General features: G+C 41.3%; 28 protein-coding genes. 4 read left to right on the plus strand and 24 right to left on the minus strand.

Going from position 1 to position 25,620, the window contains the following annotated elements; all coding sequences use genetic code 11:
* The first annotated feature begins 33 nt into the window (after window positions 1-33).
* The gene (locus HGJ98_RS04620; RefSeq protein WP_291349885.1) at window positions 34-1,353 is read left to right on the plus strand and encodes a M18 family aminopeptidase; all 1,320 of its coding nucleotides are present in this window, start codon (window positions 34-36) and stop codon (window positions 1,351-1,353) included.
* Between the two features lie 2 nt (window positions 1,354-1,355).
* On the opposite strand, the gene HGJ98_RS04625 is transcribed toward HGJ98_RS04620, so the two are convergent.
* From HGJ98_RS04625 to HGJ98_RS04675, 11 genes are all read right to left on the minus strand, one after another.
* Window positions 1,356-1,727, minus strand: coding sequence for a DUF192 domain-containing protein (locus HGJ98_RS04625; protein ID WP_291349886.1), 372 nt, complete (start codon window positions 1,725-1,727; stop codon window positions 1,356-1,358).
* An 18-nt stretch (window positions 1,728-1,745) separates the two neighbouring features.
* The gene (locus HGJ98_RS04630) at window positions 1,746-2,657 is read right to left on the minus strand and encodes a type II secretion system F family protein (protein ID WP_291349887.1); all 912 of its coding nucleotides are present in this window, start codon (window positions 2,655-2,657) and stop codon (window positions 1,746-1,748) included.
* Window positions 2,658-2,701: 44 nt separating this feature from the next.
* Complete coding sequence (locus HGJ98_RS04635) at window positions 2,702-3,661, minus strand: type II secretion system F family protein (protein WP_291349888.1); 960 nt, start codon at window positions 3,659-3,661, stop codon at window positions 2,702-2,704.
* Window positions 3,662-3,698: 37 nt separating this feature from the next.
* Window positions 3,699-5,048 (minus strand): CpaF family protein, encoded by a 1,350-nt coding sequence (locus tag HGJ98_RS04640; protein ID WP_291349889.1) that lies wholly within the window; start codon window positions 5,046-5,048, stop codon window positions 3,699-3,701.
* Window positions 5,049-5,063: 15 nt separating this feature from the next.
* Window positions 5,064-6,305 carry a response regulator gene (locus tag HGJ98_RS04645; RefSeq protein WP_291349890.1) on the minus strand — a complete coding sequence of 414 codons (1,242 nt, stop codon included), beginning with the start codon at window positions 6,303-6,305 and terminating at the stop codon, window positions 5,064-5,066.
* A 12-nt stretch (window positions 6,306-6,317) separates the two neighbouring features.
* Complete coding sequence (cpaB, locus tag HGJ98_RS04650; RefSeq protein WP_291349891.1) at window positions 6,318-7,067, minus strand: Flp pilus assembly protein CpaB; 750 nt, start codon at window positions 7,065-7,067, stop codon at window positions 6,318-6,320.
* Between the two features lie 91 nt (window positions 7,068-7,158).
* Window positions 7,159-8,274, minus strand: a complete 1,116-nt coding sequence (locus tag HGJ98_RS04655; RefSeq protein WP_291349892.1) for a pilus assembly protein TadG-related protein — start codon at window positions 8,272-8,274, stop codon at window positions 7,159-7,161.
* Between the two features lie 39 nt (window positions 8,275-8,313).
* Window positions 8,314-8,709, minus strand: a complete 396-nt coding sequence (locus tag HGJ98_RS04660) for a TadE/TadG family type IV pilus assembly protein (protein WP_291349893.1) — start codon at window positions 8,707-8,709, stop codon at window positions 8,314-8,316.
* Window positions 8,706-9,227, minus strand: coding sequence for a prepilin peptidase (locus tag HGJ98_RS04665; RefSeq protein ID WP_291349894.1), 522 nt, complete (start codon window positions 9,225-9,227; stop codon window positions 8,706-8,708). Before HGJ98_RS04665 ends, HGJ98_RS04660 begins: the two co-directional genes overlap by 4 nt.
* Before the next feature lie 137 nt (window positions 9,228-9,364).
* Window positions 9,365-9,529 carry a Flp family type IVb pilin gene (locus tag HGJ98_RS04670; RefSeq protein WP_291349895.1) on the minus strand — a complete coding sequence of 55 codons (165 nt, stop codon included), beginning with the start codon at window positions 9,527-9,529 and terminating at the stop codon, window positions 9,365-9,367.
* Window positions 9,530-9,817: 288 nt separating this feature from the next.
* Window positions 9,818-10,135: a hypothetical protein gene (locus HGJ98_RS04675; protein ID WP_291349896.1), complete on the minus strand. Its 318-nt coding sequence runs from the start codon at window positions 10,133-10,135 to the stop codon at window positions 9,818-9,820.
* Between the two features lie 268 nt (window positions 10,136-10,403).
* Here HGJ98_RS04675 and HGJ98_RS04680 point away from each other — a divergent pair, with 268 nt between their 5' ends.
* The gene (locus tag HGJ98_RS04680; RefSeq protein WP_291349897.1) at window positions 10,404-10,709 is read left to right on the plus strand and encodes a zinc-ribbon domain containing protein; all 306 of its coding nucleotides are present in this window, start codon (window positions 10,404-10,406) and stop codon (window positions 10,707-10,709) included.
* Window positions 10,710-10,837: 128 nt separating this feature from the next.
* Here the strand turns inward: HGJ98_RS04680 and HGJ98_RS04685 are convergent, their stop codons facing one another.
* From HGJ98_RS04685 to HGJ98_RS04695, 3 genes are all read right to left on the minus strand, one after another.
* Window positions 10,838-11,689, minus strand: coding sequence for a nitrilase-related carbon-nitrogen hydrolase (locus HGJ98_RS04685; RefSeq protein ID WP_291349898.1), 852 nt, complete (start codon window positions 11,687-11,689; stop codon window positions 10,838-10,840).
* Window positions 11,690-11,737: 48 nt separating this feature from the next.
* Entirely contained in the window at window positions 11,738-12,679 is a 942-nt protein-coding gene (locus HGJ98_RS04690) for a LysR family transcriptional regulator (protein ID WP_291349899.1), read from the minus strand.
* A gap of 352 nt (window positions 12,680-13,031) precedes the next feature.
* Window positions 13,032-14,492: a cobyrinate a,c-diamide synthase gene (locus HGJ98_RS04695; protein ID WP_291349900.1), complete on the minus strand. Its 1,461-nt coding sequence runs from the start codon at window positions 14,490-14,492 to the stop codon at window positions 13,032-13,034.
* Between the two features lie 43 nt (window positions 14,493-14,535).
* Here HGJ98_RS04695 and HGJ98_RS04700 point away from each other — a divergent pair, with 43 nt between their 5' ends.
* Window positions 14,536-14,760, plus strand: a complete 225-nt coding sequence (locus HGJ98_RS04700; protein WP_291349901.1) for a hypothetical protein — start codon at window positions 14,536-14,538, stop codon at window positions 14,758-14,760.
* 92 nt (window positions 14,761-14,852) lie between these two features.
* On the opposite strand, the gene HGJ98_RS04705 is transcribed toward HGJ98_RS04700, so the two are convergent.
* The 7 genes from HGJ98_RS04705 to HGJ98_RS04735 form a co-directional block, all read right to left on the minus strand.
* Window positions 14,853-15,074 carry a hypothetical protein gene (locus HGJ98_RS04705; RefSeq protein ID WP_291349902.1) on the minus strand — a complete coding sequence of 74 codons (222 nt, stop codon included), beginning with the start codon at window positions 15,072-15,074 and terminating at the stop codon, window positions 14,853-14,855.
* 35 nt (window positions 15,075-15,109) lie between these two features.
* Window positions 15,110-16,168 carry a dissimilatory-type sulfite reductase subunit beta gene (gene dsrB / locus HGJ98_RS04710; RefSeq protein WP_291349904.1) on the minus strand — a complete coding sequence of 353 codons (1,059 nt, stop codon included), beginning with the start codon at window positions 16,166-16,168 and terminating at the stop codon, window positions 15,110-15,112.
* Window positions 16,169-16,206: 38 nt separating this feature from the next.
* Complete coding sequence (gene dsrA, locus HGJ98_RS04715) at window positions 16,207-17,430, minus strand: dissimilatory-type sulfite reductase subunit alpha (protein WP_291349905.1); 1,224 nt, start codon at window positions 17,428-17,430, stop codon at window positions 16,207-16,209.
* A gap of 34 nt (window positions 17,431-17,464) precedes the next feature.
* Window positions 17,465-17,653: an ATP-binding protein gene (locus HGJ98_RS04720; protein WP_014903397.1), complete on the minus strand. Its 189-nt coding sequence runs from the start codon at window positions 17,651-17,653 to the stop codon at window positions 17,465-17,467.
* 561 nt (window positions 17,654-18,214) lie between these two features.
* The gene (locus tag HGJ98_RS04725; RefSeq protein WP_291349906.1) at window positions 18,215-19,816 is read right to left on the minus strand and encodes a (Fe-S)-binding protein; all 1,602 of its coding nucleotides are present in this window, start codon (window positions 19,814-19,816) and stop codon (window positions 18,215-18,217) included.
* Between the two features lie 47 nt (window positions 19,817-19,863).
* Window positions 19,864-20,754: a nitrate reductase gamma subunit gene (locus HGJ98_RS04730; protein WP_291349907.1), complete on the minus strand. Its 891-nt coding sequence runs from the start codon at window positions 20,752-20,754 to the stop codon at window positions 19,864-19,866.
* Between the two features lie 430 nt (window positions 20,755-21,184).
* Window positions 21,185-21,310 (minus strand): hypothetical protein, encoded by a 126-nt coding sequence (locus HGJ98_RS04735; RefSeq protein ID WP_291349928.1) that lies wholly within the window; start codon window positions 21,308-21,310, stop codon window positions 21,185-21,187.
* Window positions 21,311-21,573: 263 nt separating this feature from the next.
* Between HGJ98_RS04735 and HGJ98_RS04740 the strand changes: the two genes are divergently transcribed.
* Entirely contained in the window at window positions 21,574-22,326 is a 753-nt protein-coding gene (locus HGJ98_RS04740) for a hypothetical protein (protein ID WP_291349908.1), read from the plus strand.
* Window positions 22,327-22,453: 127 nt separating this feature from the next.
* On the opposite strand, the gene HGJ98_RS04745 is transcribed toward HGJ98_RS04740, so the two are convergent.
* From HGJ98_RS04745 to HGJ98_RS04755, 3 genes are all read right to left on the minus strand, one after another.
* A complete protein-coding gene (locus HGJ98_RS04745; protein ID WP_291349909.1) occupies window positions 22,454-23,602 on the minus strand; it encodes a class I SAM-dependent RNA methyltransferase in 1,149 nt (382 codons plus the stop codon).
* Between the two features lie 115 nt (window positions 23,603-23,717).
* Window positions 23,718-24,446, minus strand: a complete 729-nt coding sequence (locus HGJ98_RS04750) for a DUF2786 domain-containing protein (RefSeq protein WP_291349910.1) — start codon at window positions 24,444-24,446, stop codon at window positions 23,718-23,720.
* Window positions 24,447-24,484: 38 nt separating this feature from the next.
* Window positions 24,485-25,540, minus strand: a complete 1,056-nt coding sequence (locus HGJ98_RS04755) for an alpha/beta hydrolase (RefSeq protein ID WP_291349911.1) — start codon at window positions 25,538-25,540, stop codon at window positions 24,485-24,487.
* Window positions 25,541-25,620 lie beyond the last annotated feature (80 nt).

The following is a 25,620-nucleotide window of genomic DNA, read 5'->3' on the forward strand; positions in this document are numbered from 1 at the left end:
TTCGAAGAAACCCAATGAAAGGTGGTCGAATGTATGAAAAACTATATCAACGTTACAGAACGAAACTTTGCTCAAGCACTTCTAGATTTCATCGAGGAAAGCCCTTCTGCTTTTCATGCGGTGGAACGCATTAAGCAGTTCCTCGTTCCTCAAGGATTTCGTGAGTTATCCATGAACGAGAAATGGTCATTAACGTCTGGGGGAAAGTTCTTTGTGACTCGAAATAATTCTGCTCTAATTGCTTTTATAGTCGGCCAAGGCGAGCCAGAACAACATGGGTTTCGTCTCCTTGCCGCACATACAGACAGCCCCAGTTTTCGAGTTAAAACCTTACCGGAGATTTCTGTAGAAGGACATTATCTTAAATTAAATGTCGAAACCTATGGAGGTCCCATCCTAAATACATGGCTAGACCGTCCGCTTTCGTTGGCGGGTCGAATTATCCTGCGCGGAGAATCTCCCTTTTCTCCTCAAATAAAGTTATTCCATAGTGATCGTCCTTTACTGGTAATACCCAATCTTGCGATTCATATGAACCGAAAAGTTAATGAAGGCTTAGAATTGAACAAACAAAAGGATATGCTCCCCTTATTGGCTCAAATCACGGAGGGTCTGGAAAAAGGTGGTGTACTAATTAATCTTCTCGCCGAAACCCTAAATTGTCTGCCTGAGGATATTCTAGATTTTGATTTGTTCCTCTGTGAATCTGAAAAAGGGTGTTTTGTCGGGCTGCAACAAGAATTTATCTCCAGTTCTCGTCTTGATGATCTAGCAATGATTCATGCAGGTATGTATGCAATTACCCAGGCAAAACCATCTTTAGCTACCCAAGTTCTAGTTTGCTTTGACCATGAAGAGTGCGGCAGCACTTCAAGACAAGGTGCGGCTTCTCCTCTTCTCTATCATGTTCTAGAACGAATTATGCTTGCACAAAAAAAAGACCGAGAAAACTATTTCCAAGCCTTAGAGCATTCTTTTCTTATATCTGCTGATATGGCCCATGCTTTACATCCTAACTCAAGTGAAAAACACGATCCCACTAACCGACCCATCCTTAATGGCGGTCCAGTAATCAAACTAAGTGCCAATCAGAATTACACAACAGATGCAGAATCTTCGGCAATCGTTACTGCGCTCTGTCAATTAGCAAACGTTCCCGTCCAAACGTTTGTCAATCGTTCTGATGAACGAGGGGGCTCCACCATTGGCCCAATCTCCAGCACCCACCTCGATATTCGTTCAGTGGATATTGGAAACCCAATCCTAGGGATGCACTCCTTGCGCGAACTTGGAGGAGTTAAAGACCACTTGGCAATGGCTAATCTTATATCGGCATTTTTTGAGACAGATTAAAACTAAGGGTTACCCACAGGGTTTTCTTCCCAAACCAGCTTATCTCCAAGTACAGTATTAGTTGCTTCTCCCCAGCCCACTGGTAATTCAAGAATACTTAAGGCCTTTCTCATGTATGGAGATACTTTCCATGGATGCAGCTCATCAATGATTCCACATACTTGCCCCGATTTATCTAAATACCATACTGAAATTGAGAACCTCATACCAATCATATGAACTTGCCGGCAGGGCTTAATCCAAAGCCCTTTACTAGGGGCTAGCTCGGAACGACCGAGAAGACCAAGTAATCGGGTCCAATACGAGTCTGCTATCCATACTTGCTCAGCAATAACCTGGCCTGTTCGTAAATTACGCATTTGTCCATAGTTCACAGCGACATCTCCCTCTAGCTACTTCAGTATCTCAATTATTTGAATCACTGCAGGTCCCAGCACAACGATAAAGATGCAGGGAAAGACGAAAAAAACTAAGGGAATCATCATTTTTACCGGAGCTTTTTGAGCTTTTTCTTCTGCTCGCTGCCGTTGTTTCTGCCTGATTTGTTTAGCTTGATTACGCAAAACACCACCAATTGATATCCCCAGTTGATCTGCTTGAACAAGGGATGCAACCACATTACTAAGGTCTTCAGCAGGTTTGTTACGTTTTGCCAGCGCCCTTAACGTCTCCCGCCGAGGTCGTCCCATTTTGATTTCTTGAAGAACCCTTAGGAATTCCTCTGCAAGCACCCCTTTTTGTTTCTCTACAACTTTCAGTAACGCTGCATCAAATCCAAGGCCTGCCTCCACGCTAACTGTTAAAAGATCTAGGACATCAGGCAACGTCTTTTCGATTTCCCTTTGGCGTTGTCTGACTTTAACCTTCAACCAATAATTTGGCAGAATATAGCCAAGCAATAGCCCGTTTATCCCCATGCCTATTCTTATCAGCAACCCAACCTTCATTAAGGAAAACAACCCAAAAAGCAAAAGACAAAGTAGGACACTCAAGGCATATTGTAAACCTTTCCATTCCACCTCTTCCCATTGACCTGATAATCCAGCTGCACTGAGCTTAGTAGTTGTGCGCTCTTTGTCTCCTTTGGGAGTTAAACTCGTTAGACGGTGCGCAAATTTATGGAGCAGAGGACGCAGTACACGTTCACTTAAAGGACGTACATCCACTTCAATTATCATTTCTCTTTGTCCTAATGCCCTTGAAATACGCTCTTGTTTCTTCTTTTCTTGGATATTAGAAAGGACAGCAAGAAACGTAAAACAAACAGTGCCAAAAACGCTTAGTACTATAATGGGCAATTCCATGGAGCTACCCCCTTTTAAAGAACGTTCCATCTTAGTTTGTCTTATTAAACCTCGATGGTAATTATCTTTTTAATTAGTATAAAGCCAATCAATTGTGAGATAAGTCCTCCAGCAAGCAGGGCCCAGCCAATGGGATGACTAAATAGTACGAAAAGATAGTTGGGATTAAGTACACTTAGAACAGCTGCTATGGCAAAGGGCAGGGCGGCAATAATATATCCTGACATTCGTCCTTGGGCGGTAAGGGTCTTAATTTCTTGCTGGATACGTAAACGATCCTGGATAGTGGCATGGATATTTAGAAGTACCTCTGCTAAATTTCCTCCTGCCTGACGCTGAATCAGCATGGCAGTCACGAGAAGGTCTAAGACATCACTGCCCACTCGTTCAGATAGATGTACCAGTGCAGTTTCCGTGGCAGTACCGTAGGTCATTTCTCGCAAGGCAAGCTGGAACTCTCCTGATATAGGGTTAGGCATTTCTTGGCTAACCATTTCCATAGCTTGCAGGAGGCTAAAACCGGCCCTTAGAGAGTTGGCTAGAACTAACAACGCATCTGCAAGTTGACTATTAAATTGACGACGTTTCTTGTTTTGGGCAGATTTTAGCCATAATCGGGGAAGCAACCAGCCAACGATGGAAAACAGAATCCCACCATAGATTTTTTGTGTCAAGGCAAATCCCAGCAGAAAGAATAACATGGTTAAAAAGCCTTGGAGAATCAAAAACTCTCCACCATTAATTGGTATATTCCCACGTATCAATTCAAGGTCTAAACCTTCACTCCAACGACGTGGAGCGAAACGCCCTAATCGTTTGAGTAAGTATTTTAAATCTCGTTTATCAGTCTCAATGTTTATAGGTGCTCGCAAGGCAGTAAACCGTTGAAGCTTTACTTCGAGGGTTTCGCCTCGATGAACAAGGGCGAGAATTCCGAGGTAAATCGTTAGAAACGTTGCGCTTACTGAAATCAGTAACAGAGTTTGAGGCATCCCCTTTAGCATAGATGTCCCCCTTTCTCAAGGAAGTGAAAGGATACGACTAATTTGAAAAAATATTATCAGGAAGGATTTGTCCAGCAGTAATCAGTTTATCTATAAAATGCGGTCGAATCCCAGTAGCCCGGAAATGCCCCTGAACTTTCCCCTGCTTCTCGATACCGATTTGCTCATAACGGAAAATGTCTTGTAGTACAATAACATCTCCCTCCATCCCCATGACTTCAGTAATATGAGTAATTTTCCGGCTACCGTCCCGCAAGCGACTCTGTTGAACAATAACATCTATAGCACTTGAAATTTGCTCACGAATTGCTCTTACAGGTAGATCCATACCTGCCATTAAGACCATGGTTTCTAGACGAGAGAGCATATCCCGAGGAGTATTGGCGTGGCCGGTAGTAAGTGAGCCATCATGACCGGTATTCATAGCCTGCAACATATCTAAGGCTTCTCCGCTTCGAACTTCTCCCACGATAATTCGTTCTGGTCTCATCCGTAAAGCGTTACGTACGAGATCTCTGATTACGATTGCACCTTTACCTTCAATGTTCGCCGGGCGAGTTTCCAGTGCGACAACATGGGTTTGTCGAAGTTGAAGTTCTGCGGCATCTTCAATAGTAATAATACGTTCATCTTCCGGAATGAACGCTGAGATCACTCCCAGGGTGGTTGTCTTCCCTGACCCTGTTCCTCCGGAGACAATGATATTTAATCGTGCTTTAACACAGGCATCGATGAATTCTGCCATTTCCTGAGTCAACGTACCGAAGCCTACCAAATCTTCTATACCAAAGGGTATTTTAGAAAACTTTCGAATGGTCAATACGGGTCCATATAAAGCCAGTGGGGGTATTATCGCATTAACCCTGGAACCATCAGGTAATCGAGCATCCACCATAGGTTGGCTTTCATCAATACGCCGACCTAAAGGCGCAACAATTTTTTCCATTATATGCAAAACGTGAGCATCGTCGTAAAACGTCACCCCAGTCAGTTCAAGCTTTCCTTTTCTTTCAACGTATACTTGTCGAGGACCATTTACCATAATTTCATTAATAGAAGGATCTTGAAGCAAAGGTTCAATCGGACCTAAGCCCAGTATTTCATCCATAACCTCTTGGGTCAGGCGCTGACGTTCCGTTCTAGGAGGAGTTAGCCCTAAGGCATCAGCTCGAATATCAAGGGTGTGCTCAACTATCGGTTGCAAGGTCTCGGTATTAAGATCTTGATTGTTAATTTTATCTAAGGCGTTGATGACTTCATGGTGGACGCTGCTTTTAAACTCACGCCATGGATCAGCTTGGGGAATAGGGCGAACTGCCCTATGCTCGTTCCTAGGCTCTTCAGGTATATGAACCTTCTCTTTTTCTAAGCGTTTTAGCAAAGACATGCTCGCAGCCCTCCTTTAAAATCCGAACACTCTAATAAGTCCCTTTAAAGCACCTCGATTTTTATGGTCCTGCTTCTTAACCTCGTTCTTAGTCGAAGCTTCTTGCGAAGATGTAAGTTTTCTTGCCATGTTCCGAATTCCTTCAGACGCTTTACTCTGTAGATGAGAGGTTACAAATGGCACACCCTGATTAAGGGCGGCAACCAGAGCCCGCCCATCACTTGGAATGTCATAATTAATTTTGACGTTGAGGCTTTTCTCAACATCTTGGGGGTTCATCCCCATTTCTTTACTTGAGCGATTAAGAACAACTTGAACTTTTGAAGTATAATGAAGCCCTTCTAAAACCTCAAGACTAAGTTTGGCATTTTTAAGAGTGGGCACATCCATTGCTAAAACTAACCAAATCTGAGTTGCAGCATCAAGGCTAACCAGGCTAATGTCATCGAATCGGCTGGCATTGTCGCAGATTATATAATCAAACTTATCTCTTACCTCATTGAATAGTTGTTCGACATGCTCTGCAGTGACCAGTTCAGCATATTCCGGGCGGGTAGGGGCAGCCAAAACCTGAAGCCCAGAAGAATGGGTCAGGAAGTAGGGCTGAATCTCAGAGTACTTAATCGTTCCGGATTGGGCTAGATCGGCAATGGATCGTTTAGGAATAAGGTTTAAAAAGACTGCAACATCACCGAATTGAAGATTAAAATCAATTAACAGAACCCTCCATTTGCCTGTACTCGCTAATTGCACCGCTAAATTTGTTGCTATTGTCGTGTTTCCGACCCCACCTTTGGTACTGAAGAAAGTGATGATTTCTGCATTTCTGGTATTTGTTTCACAAGCAACCTTAGTTAGATTTACAAAGACATCTCTTTTGCGTTGATCCATTTCATAGACTTTAGCGATAACACTTGCCAGTTCATCCCCTGTAAAGGGTTTGACAATGTATTCTCGAGCTCCAGCCATCATGGCTCGACGCAGATATGCTTGCTCTCCTTGAACTGACATGATAATCACGGAACATTCTGGAGCACGTTGGGCAATGAGTTCGGTGGTCCTTATACCATCCATTTCAGGCATATTAATATCCATTAAAATGATATCCGGTCGATTTCGTTCTGAAAATAAGATGGCTTCGGAACCAGATCCAACTTCACCCACAACGTCAATATCATCCTCGAACTGGAGAAGCCGCCTGATACTATCTCGAGTGTCACTAATATCATCCACAATTAACACATTAATGCGCTTCATAGTCGCTCCTCCTTACTTATAGTTGTTAAAATAGTTTGCATCAAGAAATATATCGCCCGTGAATGGGGGATCTTGACGAATTTCCTTATTAGCCGGATTACGCAATAATAAACGAAGACTTCCTTTTTCACTGCCTAGGGTAACCGCCATTGCTTGTGGGACACTGAGGGCTAATGTGTAGGATTTTGATTCAACTTTAGCTTTCTCATCGACGAGACTTTTCCCCACGCTTAAAACTAAGACATCCTGAGCAGCGAGTGTCGTCACGGTTACATCCTGTGAATCTGCAGAATGTTTAATGTCTAATGTAACTAGAACATCGACATAATCTCCAGGTTCTATTGCATAACCCACCCCACTGACCAGACCTATCGGAATCGCTACAGCCCTTTTCCCATTCGGAACCGTGAGGGCAGTTGTACCTCCTGCAGAAATCTCACCCCCAGGGTTTTGTAACGTTTTACGTTCAAGCATAGCCTCGACGATTAAGTCACCTGCGGATAAATTCAGCAAAGCTACAGACCCCTGAACATCTTTTATCGAGGTAAACCCTCCTTGGGGATAAGCTTCCATAGGAACGTCTTTAACTTCCAGCTGACTAGACTCAATGATCGTACGAGCGGAAATAGCCTTTTTAACAATAACTAATGGTTTAAGTGCGGAGGGTTGCTTTCGTGTCGCTTGGTTCAGATAGATATACATTGATCCAGAAGCGATAAGACCACAAATCAGCGCCAGAAGAAAAAAACCTTTACGTTGCAACGTAATCCCCCCCTCAAATGAGTAACTTGTTCAAAAATGTAATAAGCTTAATATTAAGATAAAGAAACCTTGAAATGTACTAAAAGAAGGTTTAATTTGCGATGAGTTTTGGTGTGTATAAACCGAAATTGTTACTTGCTACCCCATTCTCCATATCCTGTTCCGTTCTTAATAGATCTGCTAGGTTGCCCGATGTCTGTCCGTTAGGGACAAGGGTCTCTATGAACCAACCAGTTACGACGGAGTTGTTGCCGTTTCCGGCAACCCCTTCAAGAAAGAAAGCTGCAAATCCAACGATTTGCACTTCATGAATGGAATTGCCGCTTTCCGAAATAATTCTGACAATAGGAATATACACGATTTGAGGAGCACTCCTATCATAATCATCGATAGTATTCTTAGGCACGCGAGTGTCACGATTTAAGCGAGTGTTGATCCCTTCTGCTGTCGGCCCGCTCATATTTCCGTGTTTGACCTCGAGAATCTGCCCTACATGTAGCTCTCCCTGATACCCATTTGCTAAATCCGTTTCATAGGAGCTGGCCCCAGTACCAGTTAGTTCCAAGGCACCGTACCACCCGGAGGTTCCCGAAACTTCTCCGTATTTTATTACACTATTATTTTTGTCATCGTCAAGGTACCACTCGGAAGTTCCGGACCCTCCTCCTGATTTAAGAACATATTTTTGTCCATAAACCAGGTCTTGTTCTTGGATGCTAAGAGGTACTGCTCCTGATAGTGTTATAGGGGGAACCATCATGGCCGCAGCCGAAACTGAAATCTGTTCTTCGGTTATCCCCCAAATTCGGGCAAAGTAAGTAGGAACTTGTTTAGTTGCTTGAACTACAATTTTTGCATTATCAGCATCAAAGCTAACATTTACATCTGGCGTCCCGTTTTGGGTCGCATAAGACCTGGCTGTTTGTTCCGCAAGGCTCGAATTGCTCGGAAGCTCCTGGGCACCAGCAAGCGCTGCTGCATCTACTGAGTTTTGAAGATGTGCTTTATGGGCGTATATCAAACTGACATCTGTTACGATAGCGCAAAAGCCAAGTAGGGCGGTTAAAGCTAGGGCCACTAATATGATGACACTCCCACGGTCGTGAGAATGTACATATTGATCTGCCATGCTCTTGGAATATAGTTGTTTGCATTCTTTTAACCGTAGTTTCCATCGTTCAGCCAATGGAGATTTTATCTGAACCATAACCACTCCTCCGTCTTATTTGAAATGGATGGTATCTTTCTATTCAATGCGCATAACTGTAGCGGCACTTACGACAACTGGATTAGGTAATACATTGCTGATGATCGGAATAACAAGTTGTACAGGATAACTGACTTGGACAGTTACCCCTTGACCAGATAACCGTAGAGATTCAATCGGTGTGATGCTAATCGACAGACTCGCTGAGTTGAGTGAGGGTGCAGCACCTATAACAGAACTAGTAATCTCGGAGTCAGTTGCTCCGACAGTTGCGACTCGAACCCCCGCCCTTGCGGCATTACTTACAGTGATATAGGAGTAACCGATGCGCCCCATCTCAATCACTCCAAAAAGTAACAGAAATAAAAGGGGCAAGACAAGGGCCATTTCCACCATCGCTTGACCTCTCTCTCCTTTATACAGCTTCCTTATCATAGCGACCATCCTCCTAAAGGTAAGAAAAAAGCTATGAATGTCCCTATAACAATTGCTATACCATAGGGAAATTTTTCTTTGTTAGTGTTGTTTATAGCATTAGAAAACTGTTGAGGTTTTCTGAGTATTAAAAAAAAGAGCAAGAAATACTTAAGTGTATTTCCCAGAGTTTGACGTCGAACAAGTAAATAGAGCGAAATGACTCCGCCTATGACAGCTCCGTAAAGAAAACTGGTAAGAACAAACATTATTCCACCAAAGGCTCCAATGACTGCAAGCAACTTTACATCCCCTGCGCCCATCCCCCCCATAAGATACGGGATAAGGAGTAAGGCAAAACCCATAGCTGCACCTAATAGACTACTAGTCAATCCTGATACCCCATCTTGTAAGGTATTAAGTAAAAGTGCAATTGTGAAGGCAGGAAGTAACAACTTGTTATAAATCTTGTGCTCTCTCCAATCGGTAAAAGCAGCTATTCCTAAAGTTAATCCTAGAGTAAGCTCATTCACTCCCATATCCTCTCCCCCATCTTTGAATAAAGAACCCTACTGTTGCAGTAGGGTTCTTTAGTTATGAAGGCAACTAATTATAAATGCCTGCGTTAAATGCCATATCGCTAGATTAGGCAATTATTTATGAAGCGAAAATGTTATTAGGGCATGCTTGCTTCTGCATTGGTGAAATATGCCAAAACCTTAGTGCCAACTCCAGTAACTGCTAATATTGCAATAACTGATATAAGTCCAATAATAAGTCCATACTCAACCATTCCCTGGCCTTCTTCATCTTTAAGAAGCCCCATTATCTTTGCTTTCATCTCATTATCCTCCTTTATTATCTACTGAGTTACTTATTAATTTGATTATAGGCTGACAATCTTTATGTAGCCATGAGGCATTAGTCGTGATTGAAGACCATATAGTCCTAGTCTTTAGTCCTAACTTTAATAATTTGAAGAAATTTTAACATTGATTTAATCTAAAGATTCTTCTGTTTGTTCAAAAGTGTTGAAGGTTGAGCTAATAAATAGCCCAACCTTCTTACTTAAAACCTACACTTCCGAGACAAACATATTCAAATTAATTCCAATTTCAATTACTAGTATTTAAGGAATACTTAAAAGACATTTATGCATGAATTCTGTTGCCATATCACCACGTACAGCCATAACCTGATCAGTCGATGAACTAAGTGGTAAAAAGACCGCTACTATCTCTTCAAAGTCATAGATCTTTTCTCCACTGGACTGACATATCAAATAGCCTTTTTCCTTGAATAAGGCCTCAAGTCTCTGCATGCCAAGAATTCGTTCCGGGAGTATCTCAACAACACCGTTTTCCAAAGCGGTCATCCCCTGTCTTTTGAATTTGATGGCTATAGGTTTATTGTTATTCAAGAAGACACCCATTATGACGCTGAGCATTATTTATAAAATTTTAGCATGTCAAAATAGTGCAAATTATAACCTAATAATGCCCACAAATCCCCAGATTTATCACCTTCTATCATCCTAATTTGGTAATATGTAGGACAAAATCAAGGTGGGAAGCATTGACTAATATTTTGTACTTCGTTATAATGAAGATGCTCGAAGTACTTGAGGATTTCCATAAAGCTTCTCGATTGCCTAAGGCTCTGGGAAGATGCTGAACTTCCCATGTCGCGGGTAATAAATAGGCGGAGGTTTTTTAATGTTTAGTGACAAAATTCTAGTATGCAAAGAGTGCGGTCGTGATTTCGAATTTACAGCTTCAGAACAAGAATTCTATGCGGAAAAAGGGTTCACGAATGAGCCTGGACGTTGCCCAGAATGTCGTGCTGCTCGAAAAGCGCAGAATAGAGATAATGGCGGCGGTTTTTCTCGCCAGCCACGTGAAATGTTCCCAGCTATTTGTGCTACCTGTGGAAAAGAAACCACTGTACCTTTCCAACCATCAGGTGAACGTCCAGTTTATTGCAGAGACTGCTACCAGCCTCGTTCACGCAACAACTGGTAATATAAAGAGAACTCCCTAGTTGTGCACTTTACTAGTAAAGTATATAACGCAAGTTTATACTTTCTGACTAGTATAAAGAAGCCAAAAACCCTTCCCAGCTTAATAATGGGAAGGGTTTTTATATATTCTTATTTAGTCATAACATCCAGTTCAATTAGTTCATGATAAAGTTCCTTGCGTCGATCCGCTAAAAAGAAGCTATCTCGCATAGATGAGCGTTCAGGGCGTCTTATATGGTTAATTCGATCTGCGGAAAGAGTTGCTGCTAGTATTCCTTCTTTACTCATTTGTGACTGATCAAACAGATCTCCCTTTGGGCCTATGACTAAAGCTCCCCCGCTGAATTGTTTAGATCTTCCATTACTTCCTATTAAATTACAAGCGCCTAGGTAGAAAGAATTATCATAGGCACGAGCGCCTAAATAACGCAACCAGATTTGTTTTCGATCTCCAGCTACCATAGGAGAAGCGTGGGGAGCAAATAGAATCTCGGCACCTTTGAGAGAATAGATAGCAGCCGTTTCTGGAAAATGCCAGTCCCAACAGATTCCCACGGCGAATGTCGCACCATGGGCAGAGAAAACCGGAAAGCTATCTCCTGGTGTAAAATAATCCAATTCACTTCGACCCAAATGAACTTTGCGATAAACTTTAGGATCTTCACTTGGAGATAAAATAACTTGTGATATAAAGGGCTTGTTAGAATCTGGTCTTTTTTCCACCATACCGACCAAAAGAGTCATTCCCAGGTCTTCAGAGCACTCTTTTAAGCGATTAATCCAGAGACTATCGATGGTATTCCCGATTTCTGCCGCATCCTGGGGTGAATAACCATCCAATACACATTCCGGAAAGCATAATATGGAGATATCCTGCTTCTTTGCTATCATAGCCAAACTAGCAATGTTCTTGAAATTATATTCAGTGTCCCCTACCCTAGATTCCATCTGAACGAGTCCAATTCGGCAATCCTTTTCCATAAACTTGTCCTGGTCCTTCCTAGTACTTCACTAACTTGTGAGTGCGTCTTATTCGAGATCTAAAATTTCGTTATAATCCCTGCTTAGAACATCCGAAAGTAACCTATGATCATGGAGTAGGTTAATTAATATACGTTCATCCTTAGTTTGTGTGGTCCGGGCATTGGTAAGGATACTAAGTGGTCGATAAATAGGCGCATCTTGAATTTTTAGAGTTTTAAATAGTTTTTGATCCCCTTCTCGACTGACAGTTAATGAAGATATGATGGTAATCCCAAGCCCCGCCGAGACCAGCTGTTTAATGGCCTGAGTACTACCTAATTCCATTGAAACATTTAATTGATCTGGATCGAGACCTCTCTCTTGTAGTGCCATCTCCATAACCTTACGAGTTCCTGAACCATCTTCTCGAGTCACAAGGCGCTCATTGGGAAGTTCAGCAAGGGTAATGCTTTTTCTTGAGGCCCAAGGATGGAAATTTGAAATGACAACGACCAATTCATCTTCCCAGAAATTCTCGACGTTTAGGTCTTTATGCTGAGGCACTGGTCCTTCAATCAATCCAATGTGCAGCTTTTTCTCAAGTACATCTTGAGAAATTGACTCTGTGTTAGCAATTTTCACTTTAAAATCCACGTCCGGATGAGTCTTAAACAAGAACGCTAGGATATTGGGAAGAATATATTCTCCAATTGTAAGAGTTGCACCTAGATAAATAAGCCCTCTCTGATCCTTCGCTAAAGCACTTATCTGCTCTTTGGCGTTCGACAGAATATCCAATACACTGCGCACATGAGCGTAGAAGATTTTACCCTCTTTAGTTAGAGTGACACCTTTGTTGGTGCGGTCAAAAAAACGTGCACCATACTGATTTTCTAAGTTTTGAATCTGCAAACTTATACTGGGTTGGCTCATGTGAAGCTTTTTAGCTGCTAATGTAATGTTTCTAGTTTCTGCCACCTCTTTGAAGACAAGAAGGTGTTGTTCCATGATGATGTATCCCCTTCCTAGATCCTATATATAATAGCTCTCCTAATCATAGTGCTTCAAAGGATAATAAGACTTTGATCATAAAATAATGCAATGACCAGATATAACTATTCTGCTATGGTTTGATTTAAAAAGCAAATATTTAAGATTAGAACATGTTATTACTATAATATCATCCAAAGGATTTATTAGCCAGATGGTTACTCATCTTTTTACAAAAAAGGTTGTATAAGTATACCAAAAAATTAAGAATGATAGTTAGAAGCTCCTCCTCCGAAAAGTTTCTTACTATCATTCAGTATAATCATTTTTAATACATAACACTCATTAGTTGACTGTTATACAATACATATTAGCCTGACACTTTTTTGATTTGTACCCACTTTGAAGGGTTGTAATCTAACGCTAATTTTATCATGCTTTCAGCCCATTCAGGACAGCCCAGAGCATGAATGTGGTTATAGGAAGCAAAGGTATTCTTATAACAGATTCCATCATGTTGACCGTCCATCCCGTGCCCTCGTTTAACCTTTAGGCCAAACTTGACATCAGGTGCTAAGTTAACGACTCGGGAATTATGAAATTCATGCCCCCTAATCTCAGTCTTTTCTGCAAACCAGAGTTGACCAGGATTCGCTTCCATAATCGTATATCCATGACCTTGTGGTTTGCTTTCCATCTGAGTATCCAGTGGAAGCAATCCAACCATTTCATAGTTTTGAGAAGAAGTCCTTATGCTGCGACCTAGATACATAAGCCCACCACACTCTGCATAAATCGGCAATCCTTTTTCACCTGCTAATCTTATATCTCTGCGCAGCAATAGGTTTTCTTCAAGCTGAGCAGCAAAGACCTCAGGAAAACCTCCACCAATGTAAAGAGCGTCAAGATCATGGGGAAGTTGTATATCATAAAGAGCACTAATGGGAACTAATTCCGCTCCTAAAGCTTCTAGTGCTTCGATATTTTCAGGATAATAAAAACTAAATGAGGCATCCTGAATAATTCCAATTTTAGGCTTTAACCCATTGTTTCGTAGGGAGTATTCTCCTAGGTTAGATACCATAGATTCTGAATATCTTGGAAGTTCAGGCGCACTTTGAGCTAAGGTGATAATTGTGTTTAAGTCGACATGTTCACTGATAACATCCGCAAAATAATCTAGTAACTTGTCCGTTTCATGCATTTCACCATTTGTAACAAGTCCTAGGTGACGGTCAGGGATGCATAAGTTAACATCTTTCGGAATTGCTCCAACAACAGGAATTTTGCAGAACTCTTCTATAGCCTCACGAGCCATCTTTTCATGACGAGCCCGTGCCACCTTATTAAGAATGACACCAACGATTTGAACATCTGGGTCAAAATGTTGGTAACCCATAACCATCGCAGCAATACTACGAGTCATGCGGGTTGCATCGATTACTAATAGCACTGGGGATTGAGTTACTTTGGCTATTTCAGCAGTAGAGCTGCTTCCTTGTAAGTCTAAGCCATCGTAAAGTCCCATTGCGCCTTCTATAATAGTCATGTTTTTATCAATGGATTGATCGAATATCGAACGACATATTTCTCTTTTCTTCATGAAAAAGGAGTCTAAATTGCGACAAGTATGCCCTGCGGCAGCAGTATGCCAACTGGCATCGATATAATCTGGTCCCTTTTTAAAGGGTTGTACTGACATCCCATGCCGTGCAAAAGCCCTAAGTAGTCCCAAGGTAAACGTTGTTTTTCCACTTCGCCCCTGAGGTGCTCCAATTACTAAGCGAGGGACATTTTTGGCAATTTGTTCATTTTGAGGTAGTGTTAGCATAATACCCACACCTTTCTTGGAGAATTTGGTCAGGAGCGTTCAAGTGATTCTTAGCTTCAGATGGAGTTTGCTGTTCTGTGTAGTTTGCGGTTCGGCGAAAGCAACCTGCGCCGTTATGCTTTTCTTTGGAGCAGGCGGCATGGGCGAAACCCTCACCCGGGTTTCGTCACTGGATACTTTCGTACTTATAGATGATGGGAGTCTTAAGGCTGATAGTCATCGGATAAAATTGACCATCCTAAAACCCGTCCCTATAATGCGGATATGAATCAGCAGAAACAGGGACATCGGGCATTTAGGATGGTCTATATTCGTTATAAATATTTTTGACTTATCTCTACTTAAGAAGATCAGGTATTTTTAATCTGGAGTTTGAACCTTACCTTTTAAGCAGATAAATGTGGTCGTAATGTAGAGATACTCAACGAGGTCTTCTGCAGTAAGTTCTTTTACTGCGTTATCAACATCGCTTTTTGAAGCCCCAATAGCAACTGCTACGTCTCTACTCTTAGCTTTTTGAACTTTGCCAAGATATTCTAGAACTTTCGCTTTGACTACGGGATCCGCTGGTCCTCTTGCCATTTTAAAATACCAACTTTCTACATTATTCCTTAGGTTTAGAACTTGAATTGTGCTGAAGTACGGAAAGTTTCTCTGGAGAAGATATAATCGTCAATCAACATATCTGAGAAAGGAAGCTCAGCCATGGAGAAGAATTTCTCCCAGCCAATCCTCTCAACCCACTCACCCACGCGCTCTCCTTGACGTGCATTAGCAATCCAGAGTTCAACAATTTTACGTATTGCTTCTGTTGTCTCAGGCCAACGAGGTGCAGTGTTTGGAAGGAATGGAATTACCATCCGTGAGAAGCTAGGCGCTGTACGAGCATTGGAGGTTTTACCACCAATAAGAATCGCAATACCATCGTTCTTAGGATCATAGATTTCCATAGCAGGAGACATTGTGTAGCAGTTACCGCAATACATACATTTGTCTTCATTAACGATAACGCTCTTGTTTTTCGGGTCTGGACGAATAGCTCCAGTTGGGCAGCTAGCTACCAAACTTGGAATCTCAGTCCCTTTACGAATTATATCGTGGTTAATACGAGGTGGAGTTCTATGAACACCAACAATAGCGATGTCACTGCAGTGAGCGGCTCCACACATATTTAAGCAACAAGCTAAGCCCATTTTTAGTTTAGCTGGGAGCTTCATGGTATTGAAATACTCATATAAGTCATCCATAACGGCTTTAACGACACCTGAAGCATCAGTAGCCGGTGTATGGCAGTGAACCCATCCTTGGGTATGAACTATATTACTAACGGATGCCCCTGTTCCACCAACACAATAGCCTTTAGAATCTAAATGGTCGAGTAATGGTTGGAGTTTAGCCTCATCAGAAACTAAGAATTCAACATTGTTGCGGGTTGTAAAGCGAAGGAATCCATCACAGTAATCGTCAGCTATTACACATAAATCACGAACAAAATCAACACTGACTAAACGCGGGGAACCTACACGGACACTATATAATGCTGCACCGCTTTCAGCAACGTGTTTGAGTACACCGGGACTAGGAATCTCGTGATATTTCCATTTTCCATAGTTTTCTTGTACAATCGGAGGAAGCATCTTTTTATAATGCGGAGGTCCTTGATCTAAAATTGCCATCGTTATCCACCTCTCGTTAGCTACTTATTATTTTAAAATTAGAGCTTCGATCCGTCGAGTGCTGTTCCGCTTCTGTCAAGATCATCTTGATTCCAGAACACATATGGGTTAGCACGTGGGCGGAAGACCATTTGCGGTACAGGCTCAACTTCAATTCCTTTGAGGAATTTTGTCATTCCTAAGCGGTAAATTGTTTCACCAATCCGCTCGCGGGATTTACCGAACTCATCCCACCACTCCCAAATACGGCGCATAAGATCTTTAAACTCTGCAAAATCGTCTTCTGATTCCATTTTCATGAATGGCACAATAACCCAAGACATGAAAGCGGACTGAACGATTGTGGATTTCCCACCGATCAATATGGTAGCACCCTTCTCTTTTCCAGGTGCAATTGCTTTAGGCATCATGTTAATACAATGCATGCAACGTGTGCAGTCTTCTCCGACTACGCTGAGTTCTTGAGTCTCTGCATTGAAGGTGAGGCATTTTGTTGGGCACTTGTCACAAACAATTCCTTGAACATCAAATTTATTTGCAACATACTCTTTTACAGCATCTTGGTCAATTCTTAAAGTATCGCGCCAAGTACCAATTACAGAGCAGTCAGAACGAGCAATAGAAGAAGTACAGTCATTTGCACAACCGGAGAACTTAATTTTGCTCTTATATGGCCACATAGGACGATGAAGCTCATCCATGAATTCGTTCGTAACATTATAACATGCTTCAAGAGTATCATAGCAAGCATGTTCGCAACGTCCTGGTCCAACGCAACAGTTAGGAGTTCTTAAGCAAGAACCTGAACCACCGAGGTCAAACCCAGCTTCACTAAACTCGTCGAAAATTGGTTGAATATGCTCAGTTTTACATCCGAGAAGAATAATATCTCCTGTGGAACCATGCATGTTAGTTAAACCACTACCGTACTTTTCCCAAATATCACAGACAGTACGTAATGCTTTAGTATTGTAGAACCAGCCAGAAGGTTGAAGTAAGCGAACTGTATGGAACTCTGCAATATTAGGGAAATTTTGAGGCTCATCCACATAACGGCCGATTACTCCACCGCCGTAACCTCTAACTCCAACAATTCCACCGTGTTTCCAGTGACCTCTGCGTTGAACATAGGACTTTTCCAAGACTTGGAGCAATTCGCCTGCAGCTTCACTCTTCACTGCAGCGCGCTTAATTTCCGTCACAAAACTGGGCCATTTACCTGTTTCCAGTTCGTCCAGTAGTGGCGTTTTCTTTTCTGTCATGGCACACCCTCCGTCTTCTAGTTTATGGGGTTTATTACATTTCAGTAATAGTGATAGCACCAGTTGGACAAACTGATGTACAACTTTCACAGCCCATGCATTCTGATTCATCACCAGTTACATGAGCCTTGTCCTCACTAAAGCCAAGCAGGTGAGCCGGGCATCCTTCTGTACAAGAGTCACAACCTGAGCACAGATCTTCGTCGATTGATACAATAAACACAAATTACACCTCCTTAAACTATTAAAGAGAACAAACAAACATTGGACACTGGGAAACTTTTCACTTGTGTAAATTAACACTAGTCCATGTACTTAATTTAACATTTTGTGTTCCTTTCGTACAATATATAATACAGATTGTACTATATCGAAAACTAATTATGGACTAGATTCCTCTCTATGGGTGACTGACTTGCTTCAACTTTCGTCAGATTCTCGGAAATCAAGAATAAACCGTTATTTTCCTGCTTGCAGGCCATTATGAACGGTTTCATATGTGATCCCTTTGACTAACCCTAAGCCCTTGTTTTCTAGTGTCGTAGCCCCAATGAATAAGCACGTAATAGCGGTGGCAAAGGGGCTGTGCATAGGCTAATCCAGATCGATTAGGTGATAGCTTTAGCACCTAAATTTATGGGCAGTCGCTAAAACATTAAGCCGCTTTACTCTCCCCTTAACGAGGTTCTTGGAACACAGATAAATCCTGGAAGAATGGACCATTTCAGATGTTCTGAAATGGTCCATTAAAGTCGAAACTTAAAATTTTCAGCACTAACATATACTATTCTAAAAACTCCAGGAATGGTTTCTTCATACTTACAAGAGCATTTACCATAAGTTCAACTATACCACCATACTGAAGATTGAACTTCTCGGTTGCATCATAATGTTCTAATATACCGCGCATAGCACCTTTGCAGTTAGAACATGGTGCGCAAATATACTTAGGCAGAGAGGTGTCTTCCATAGTCCCCTTAAAGGCTCCAAGAATTTGGTTGAATTTCATTCGGGAGGCAACTTGAGTTCTAAACTCAGGGAAGTTGGCAGAATTCATGATGGCAAAGCCACTTCCTCCGCCACAACAATAGTTATCAACACCATGAGGTGTCATTTCTCTAAACTGAGGAGCTATAGCTTTTAGAATACTTCGTTGAGGCTCAACAATTCCCATTTGTCGTACTACATTACAAGGATCATGAAGAGTCACTGGAAAATTGTTCTTACTAGGGTCAAGTATTAAACGTTTACTCTTAACCATATCCCAAAGCAGCGGGAAACAACTCTCTACAGGAATTCTATCCGAAGCCATACGATCACTTGATATCATAGAAGCTTTATGAGCATGTCCACACTCTGCTACCACTACCCTATTTACTCCAAAATCCTTAGCAACTTTCATTTGCATCATAGCGATCTTTTTAGCTTGTGTATCATCATACCACAAACCGTAGTTTACACTATCATATCCCATAATCTCACTACTCAGGGTCCAGTTCAAGCCGGCTGCATCAAAGAGAATGGCAAAAGCAACAGGATTCTCCGGCCAAGCCATAAACTCTCCCGCATTATGCAACACTAAGATATCGGCACCTTTTTTATCTACTGGAAACTTCAGCTTAATGCCAAATTTTTCCTCGGTATCTTCTTCTAAAAACTCGAGGGTGTCTAAAAAAGCGGGTTTGCTTAATCCAGTTGACGAGCCAGTTTTTATTTGCAGCATTGTCCCTTTCGTATGAAGAGGAGTCGGTGCAATTCCCATTTCTTGACTAAAGATCTTGCGAATTTCTTTTGTGAGGATGGCATTATCTAACCCTAAAGGACAGGTTTGGGCACAGCGTCGGCAGAGATTACAGCGATAGGCTAATTCCCCCAACCGAGCAATCGTTTCCCAATTGACATCGATATCTGCTCCGACGAAACCACCAAGAAGTTTCCCACTCGTCGTAAAATACTTCTTAAGAATTTTGCGTAAAACCTCTGATCGATATATTGGGCGATATAATTCATTGTCTCCTGTTGCAGTGTAGATATGACAGGCATCAGAACAGGTATTACATTTAGCACAGTATTCAAAGGACAATAAAAGAGGTTGCAGAACTCCGTTATTGGCATCAGAAAATATTTTTTCTAAGCCACTGAGGAACTTGCGAACAAATTCGTCTTCATCCTCTTTAGATTTCGGACGAGTCAAAGTATCTATTCCCACATAGCCATCTAACGATGTACAGTATTTCTCTTTCCATGCAGGTTTTGGATCCGTCAAAGGGGGTTCCATTCCCGGTTTATCGAATGGTGCTAATAGAGGTATAAGATTATCCAGTTTAATGAGTTGATCATCTGATCGGCCCAAATCCTTCGGACGCAAATCTCTTTGATTTATCATGTTTTGTCTCCTTTTTTCCATAAAGTTACAATTCAAGGAATCAAAAACTACTTCTCTGGTGCAGCGGGTGGTTTAATATGAGGGGCAGACCAAGATGTGGTCGGACGGAACGATGAAGCCTTTATGACTTGCTGTTCGATATCGCTCCCCTTAAGATTAGGATTGTTATCCCACAAAACCTTATGGAAGGTAAAATACTTTCCAACATAGTGACTCATTTTGCTGATAGGGATATAAATTAACATAATACCCACTAGGATAACATGTAACGTTAATAAACCATCTGCCGCAAAAGGCGTAAAAGTAACAAGATTCCCAGTCACTTCTCTTGCAAACCCAAAGGACAAATCCCTACTCCATGTTAAAATTCCAGTCATAAGTGCTGCAAAAATCAGTAAAAGATTAAAGTACTCCTGAGGAGTTGTGTATTTTTTTAGGGTATTGTCAAACAGTCGGCGTAGGAATAATAATCCTGAACCTAAAGCACCAAGAGCTAGTCCCAAATATCCCGTTACTAGGGACACGTAAAAAAGCAACAGCCCCCATATACTCGAACTGTTCGCTGCAACTATAATCCCATTAAGTTCAAACATCGCTCCAATGACCAATAAGATTGTCCAAGCCATTAGTAAATAAATTCCCAAATGTAAAGCGTAAGAAATCCACCAGAAAGGGCGTTGGTTTTCAAATAATTTTTTAATAAAGATAATTTCTTTGAGCATTTCAATAATCTCTCTCACGTGAGAGACTTCATGGGGTTTGCTCCACCAAGCTATCTCTTCGTAGTATGAACCTCCATGTTCATACCCTTTTTCTTTGGGGACGGGATAAAGATCCATACGTCCATGAAAGGGCATGTTTGCGAATTGATACGCTTTGTAAACAGATATTCCTACGAAAAGAACTATAGAGAGATAAGCAATAATACTAAGAATCACAATCCTAACCTCCTCTTCTTGTTATCTATGCACATTTTAGTTTAAGGGAGTTTGAAGAGCTTGTAAAATTATCATTTCTCATTATACTATCGCAGAAATTGATGACTATCTATCTTGCATTTTTCTACAAAACAGCAAAGAATAATTGTATATTTATTCGAAATTTATCGAAAATATAAAGAAATATATAAAGAAAGTTTAGTAAATATAAAGAAAGTATAAAGAGCATCTCCGAAGGATTACCTTACAGAAATGCTCCTTATTTTTAATCACCTTTTGGGATTAGAATATTACTCCTAGTGCGATAAGAATAAGAATTGCAATTGCAATAATTCCAGCACCGACATAATTTCCGGTACCACAAGCTCCATATCCGTACATGAAAGTTCCTCCTTTCAAATAACCAACAAAATTTAAGCTAATAATATTACTAGAATACAATACCCATCGCAATGAGCAGAAGAATGATAACAACTACAACAGCAATACCCGACAACCAGTTAGGTCCACATGCTCCATCAACAACTCCACCAAATTTCATGTCAGTTTCCTCCATTTCAAGTAATATATGGTGTTTTCTAATTCATTCTATGAGACTATTTCCATTTTGTTACATTTCAAGTGATTTCACAACCTATTTTATTTTCTGCCAATGATCTGTGGTTAGGCCCCTTTAGTTCTTAAGTTCCTCCAGGAAGCTTTATTATTCTATACTTTTGGTATAACATATGTATTGACTTTTTAGACAATAAACAAGCCTAGAGGTAATATGTCAAGATGGAAAAATGAAACATTGAAAATTAATGAAGGAGGAGCTTAATGAAAGCGCTAATAACGTTAACTTCTAGTGAATCAAAGCGACTTATAGCAAGAGGGGTAAAGGCAATGCCCAGTGTACAAAATGCCCAAAAAAAACATACTATTATTGTAGCCGGGGGCACCTCCAATGCCTTTGTTGCGGAAGAGTTACTTAGTCTTCAGATAGAGGATAAATCCGGCTATACCATGGGTATTGTCACTAAGGGCGAGTTAGGAGTCAGCAAATCCTCTAAAAAGACGCCTCCCTACGTTATCTGTAAAGGGCAAGCTTTAGATGTTTCTTGGCAAGAATACTTACCTAAGTTACAAAGGGGAGACATTTTTATCAAAGGTGGTAACGCAGTTGACCACACTGGCTTAGCAGCTGTCATGGTTTCTAATTCCATGGGAGGGACGATTGGGGCGGCTCAAGGCATCCTCTATGCCAGAGGGGTAGAATTGATTGTACCTATTGGGCTGGAAAAAATGATTCCAGATGTTCGAGTTGCAATTGAATTTATGACAAAATCAGCTGTTGATGAAGCCATTGGACATAAGGTAGGCCTTATTCCCATGTTAGGGGCAACTGTTGTCACCGAATTGACCGCCCTTGAAACTCTCTATGATGTAGAAGCCCGTTGTATTGCTGCCGGCGGAGTGGACGGTTCCGAAGGCTCAGTTACGATTGCTATCGAAGGGCTTGATGAAGAAGTTCAGCGGGCAATGGAAGATATAAAGTCACTAAAAGGTGAACCACCTGTTATGGTCCACTAAGGCTATTTATAACTTCATTGACTTAAGAAGCTAGACAGGGTCTGTCGAATTAATTTTGATTAATACGACAGACCCTGTTATCTCTTTGTTTAATTCTCTTTTAATGCAATATCACACGTTTCGGTTCCTAGAGCGATTTTGGTTCTCTAGGCGGTCGTTGACCAAAAAACTGATAATAGTGACATTCTAATCGTCCATTATACAGCTTACGGCTCTTATCCCAGCGTCGTCCAATCAACTTTTCGGGAGACTGATGAGTTGTCAGCATATGAAGTGACCAGTTTTCTAAACGATTAAAGGTTTTACCAAGTTCAAGATAGAGTCCTTCCACAGCTTTTACATCTCCAAGTCGTTCACCATAGGGTGGATTAGCTATCATGTGTCCATATTTGAACCGAGACCTCACTTCTGCAACAGGTAGTTTCTGAAAGTGTACGACACCTTCGACGCCTGCCTCGATAGCATGGGTACGTGCTAAGGCTAGAGCGTTAGGGTCAATATCAGAACCGAAGACCTGCAGAGGAGTATTAGGCTGCCATAGATCTAACCCCTCTTGATAAGCTTCTTGCCAAAGTTCTTTAGGGATATTAACCCACTTCTCGGATGCGAAGCTTCTTTTAAGGCCTGGAGCCCGATTTTGTGCTATCCAGGCTGCTTCAATGGGAATAGTCCCTGTGCCGCAAAAAGGATCGATTAGGGCTCGATCTTTCTTCCAAAAACTTAGCTGAATCATGGCTGCGGCTAAGGTTTCTTTTAGTGGTGCTTGACCTGCCAGTTGTCTGTATCCACGTTTATGTAGACCCAATCCAGAAGTGTCTATGGTTAATGTCACCTTATCATTGAGAAGGGCTACTTCGATCTGGTAACGGGGTCCGGTCTCTTCGAACCAGCTTCGACCGTAGGTTTCCTTGAGACGTTCCACAATCGCCTTCTTTACAATCGCTTGACAATCTGAAACACTAAATAGCTGAGATTTTATTGATTTGCCTTGAACCGGGAAGTTTGCATCCTCTGGTAACCAATTTTCCCAAGGGAGGGATTTCGTTTGCTGGAATAATTCTTCAAATGTCCTAGCTTCAAATGAACCCATTTTTAGTAAGACACGATCAGAACTTCGTAACCAGAGGTTTGATCGACAAATACCCAATTCATCCGTTGTAAACGTAACTTTCCCATTTTCAACTACTAATTGATCATAACCAAGTTGTTTTAGTTCGCGAGCAACGATAGATTCTAAACCAAAGGCGGCAGTTGCGATCAGCTCTATTTTTGCCATTCTGGATCAACCTTTCTTAATTCGAACGGGGAAGACTTTTCTTTACCCTGCATCAAGTTATAATTCTTTTACTATCATAAGTTGTGTTCATCAAAATGGCAAGTTTACTAGGAAACTACTTTAACCTGCCATGAGTCCCTGAACTGAAGCCCTTGCCATCACTATATCCTTTAGTGTAGGCTACTTGTCCCGCTAGACTCTCTTTTCTAGTATACTGAGATGACTTTCCACGACCCAAGTTCAACTCTTTATAAGACTGAGTAACTAAAGCATCCTTAATGAGAACAAGTCCCCATCCCTCTTTGCTTACTTGCTCAGCATATTGAGCCTCTAACCCAGATATCCACCCCTCTACATAATTGTTTCTAACCCCTCTTTGTTGAGAAATACTTGGGCGATGCCCATTTTTTGATATGTATTCCTTGCGATATGCCTTCATAAATAAGTCTGCGCCAAACCGTATGTAGTCAGTGGCAAATGAAAATACAACAATGGCAATTTCTGTATCTTGTTTCAGTCCCATGAATGCTAATCTAGTATATCCATTGCATTTATTGAGATAAGAGTAACACCTAAAATTCTGGGCGATTACTCTGCCCAGGCTCTTTTTCCACCAAGACAGTTTCTCAAATTCAGTGGCATACTCATCAAGAACCTCTTTTTGTTGAGTATCTTCAGAGGAGGCTTGAAATTCAACTTCATTGATTCCATTTTCAGCCATGATACGTTGAGCCATAAGGAGTGCCGATTTTGCTTCATTACTCTCTGGGTCTCCTCCATTTCTAGCCAGATTCAGTAATGCTCGAACCCTATGGAGGACCTTCTCTTCTACTCCCAATTTCACACCTCTTCTCGTCTCTATCCACCAAGTATTTCCCAGTCTCAGCTAATACTTACGATATCTACAAATAGCCTCACTGTCATGACTTCTAGCATCTCCCTTGTCAGAATCTCCTCTGAAGGCGTAGAATCAAAGGGCTGGGTTTCCCATACTCCTTCCTCATTCTTAAATAATGTTCGCTTACTTTCCTCCACATTCCATGTAGTTTCAAGAATAGTTTCATTTGTTTTTTCCCTTAAGGATTCTTTCATTAATTCGACCACATGGTTCCGAACTGAATCATCATAATCAACTAGGGCAACATTCACGTAGGCACTTATTGTTTTTATGGAATGTGAAAAGGTTTGAGTTAAGAAGTTGTTGATAGCACTATTCACTTGATCCGGCTGTTCTAACATTGCCATATGCCCTGCGTCACTTATCAGTGCTAGAGTTGAATGAGGTAATTCCTTGTGAAGGTATTCCGAGTATTTTAATGGAGTCATTTGATCATTTTGTCCACAGATGATTAAAGTTGGTTTTATGATGGTATGGACGCGATCCATAACATTAAATTCGTTACAAGCCTTAAAATCTGCTAGATAAATATCCGTTGGAACCCGTTTCATTTCTTCAGTTGCTTTTGCTATGATATCTGGGGAACTATTTGGAGAGTAACTGTATTTGATGTTCTCTAAAGGATGTTCCCCCCTAGACAACTTATCTAGGACTATTGGGTTTACACGTAACCTTGCTCCACTATCGACAATAATTATCCCCTTTATTACCTCGGGATAGGCTAAAGCTAACTCTAATGCTATTGCCCCGCCCATAGAATGACCAGCAATAGTAAACTGCTTTAGCTCTAACGCTTGAGCAAAGCTCCTAACAAATTGACAATACTCTGTAATGTTTTCAGCGACTGATCCCTCTGAATGTCCATGCCCTGGTAGATCAAGGGCAATCAAATTATATCCTGGTATTCCAGCTAACTGATAAGACCAATTTTTCCCCGATCCGCCAGCTCCATGTACAAATAGTAATGTAGGCAGGTCATCCTGAAACTTGAATTTTTGATAATAATACATTTTCTTTCCCTGGATAGTTATGTACGGCACTTTTATAATCTCCTTCCTTTGCTCTTCTTGTTTCCCTGGCATTATTCTAATAGTCTAATTCCTTATCATTAAGTAATCAT

The sequence above is a fragment of the Desulfosporosinus sp. genome (genome assembly GCF_014237355.1).
In the GTDB taxonomy this organism is placed as follows: domain Bacteria; phylum Bacillota; class Desulfitobacteriia; order Desulfitobacteriales; family Desulfitobacteriaceae; genus Desulfosporosinus.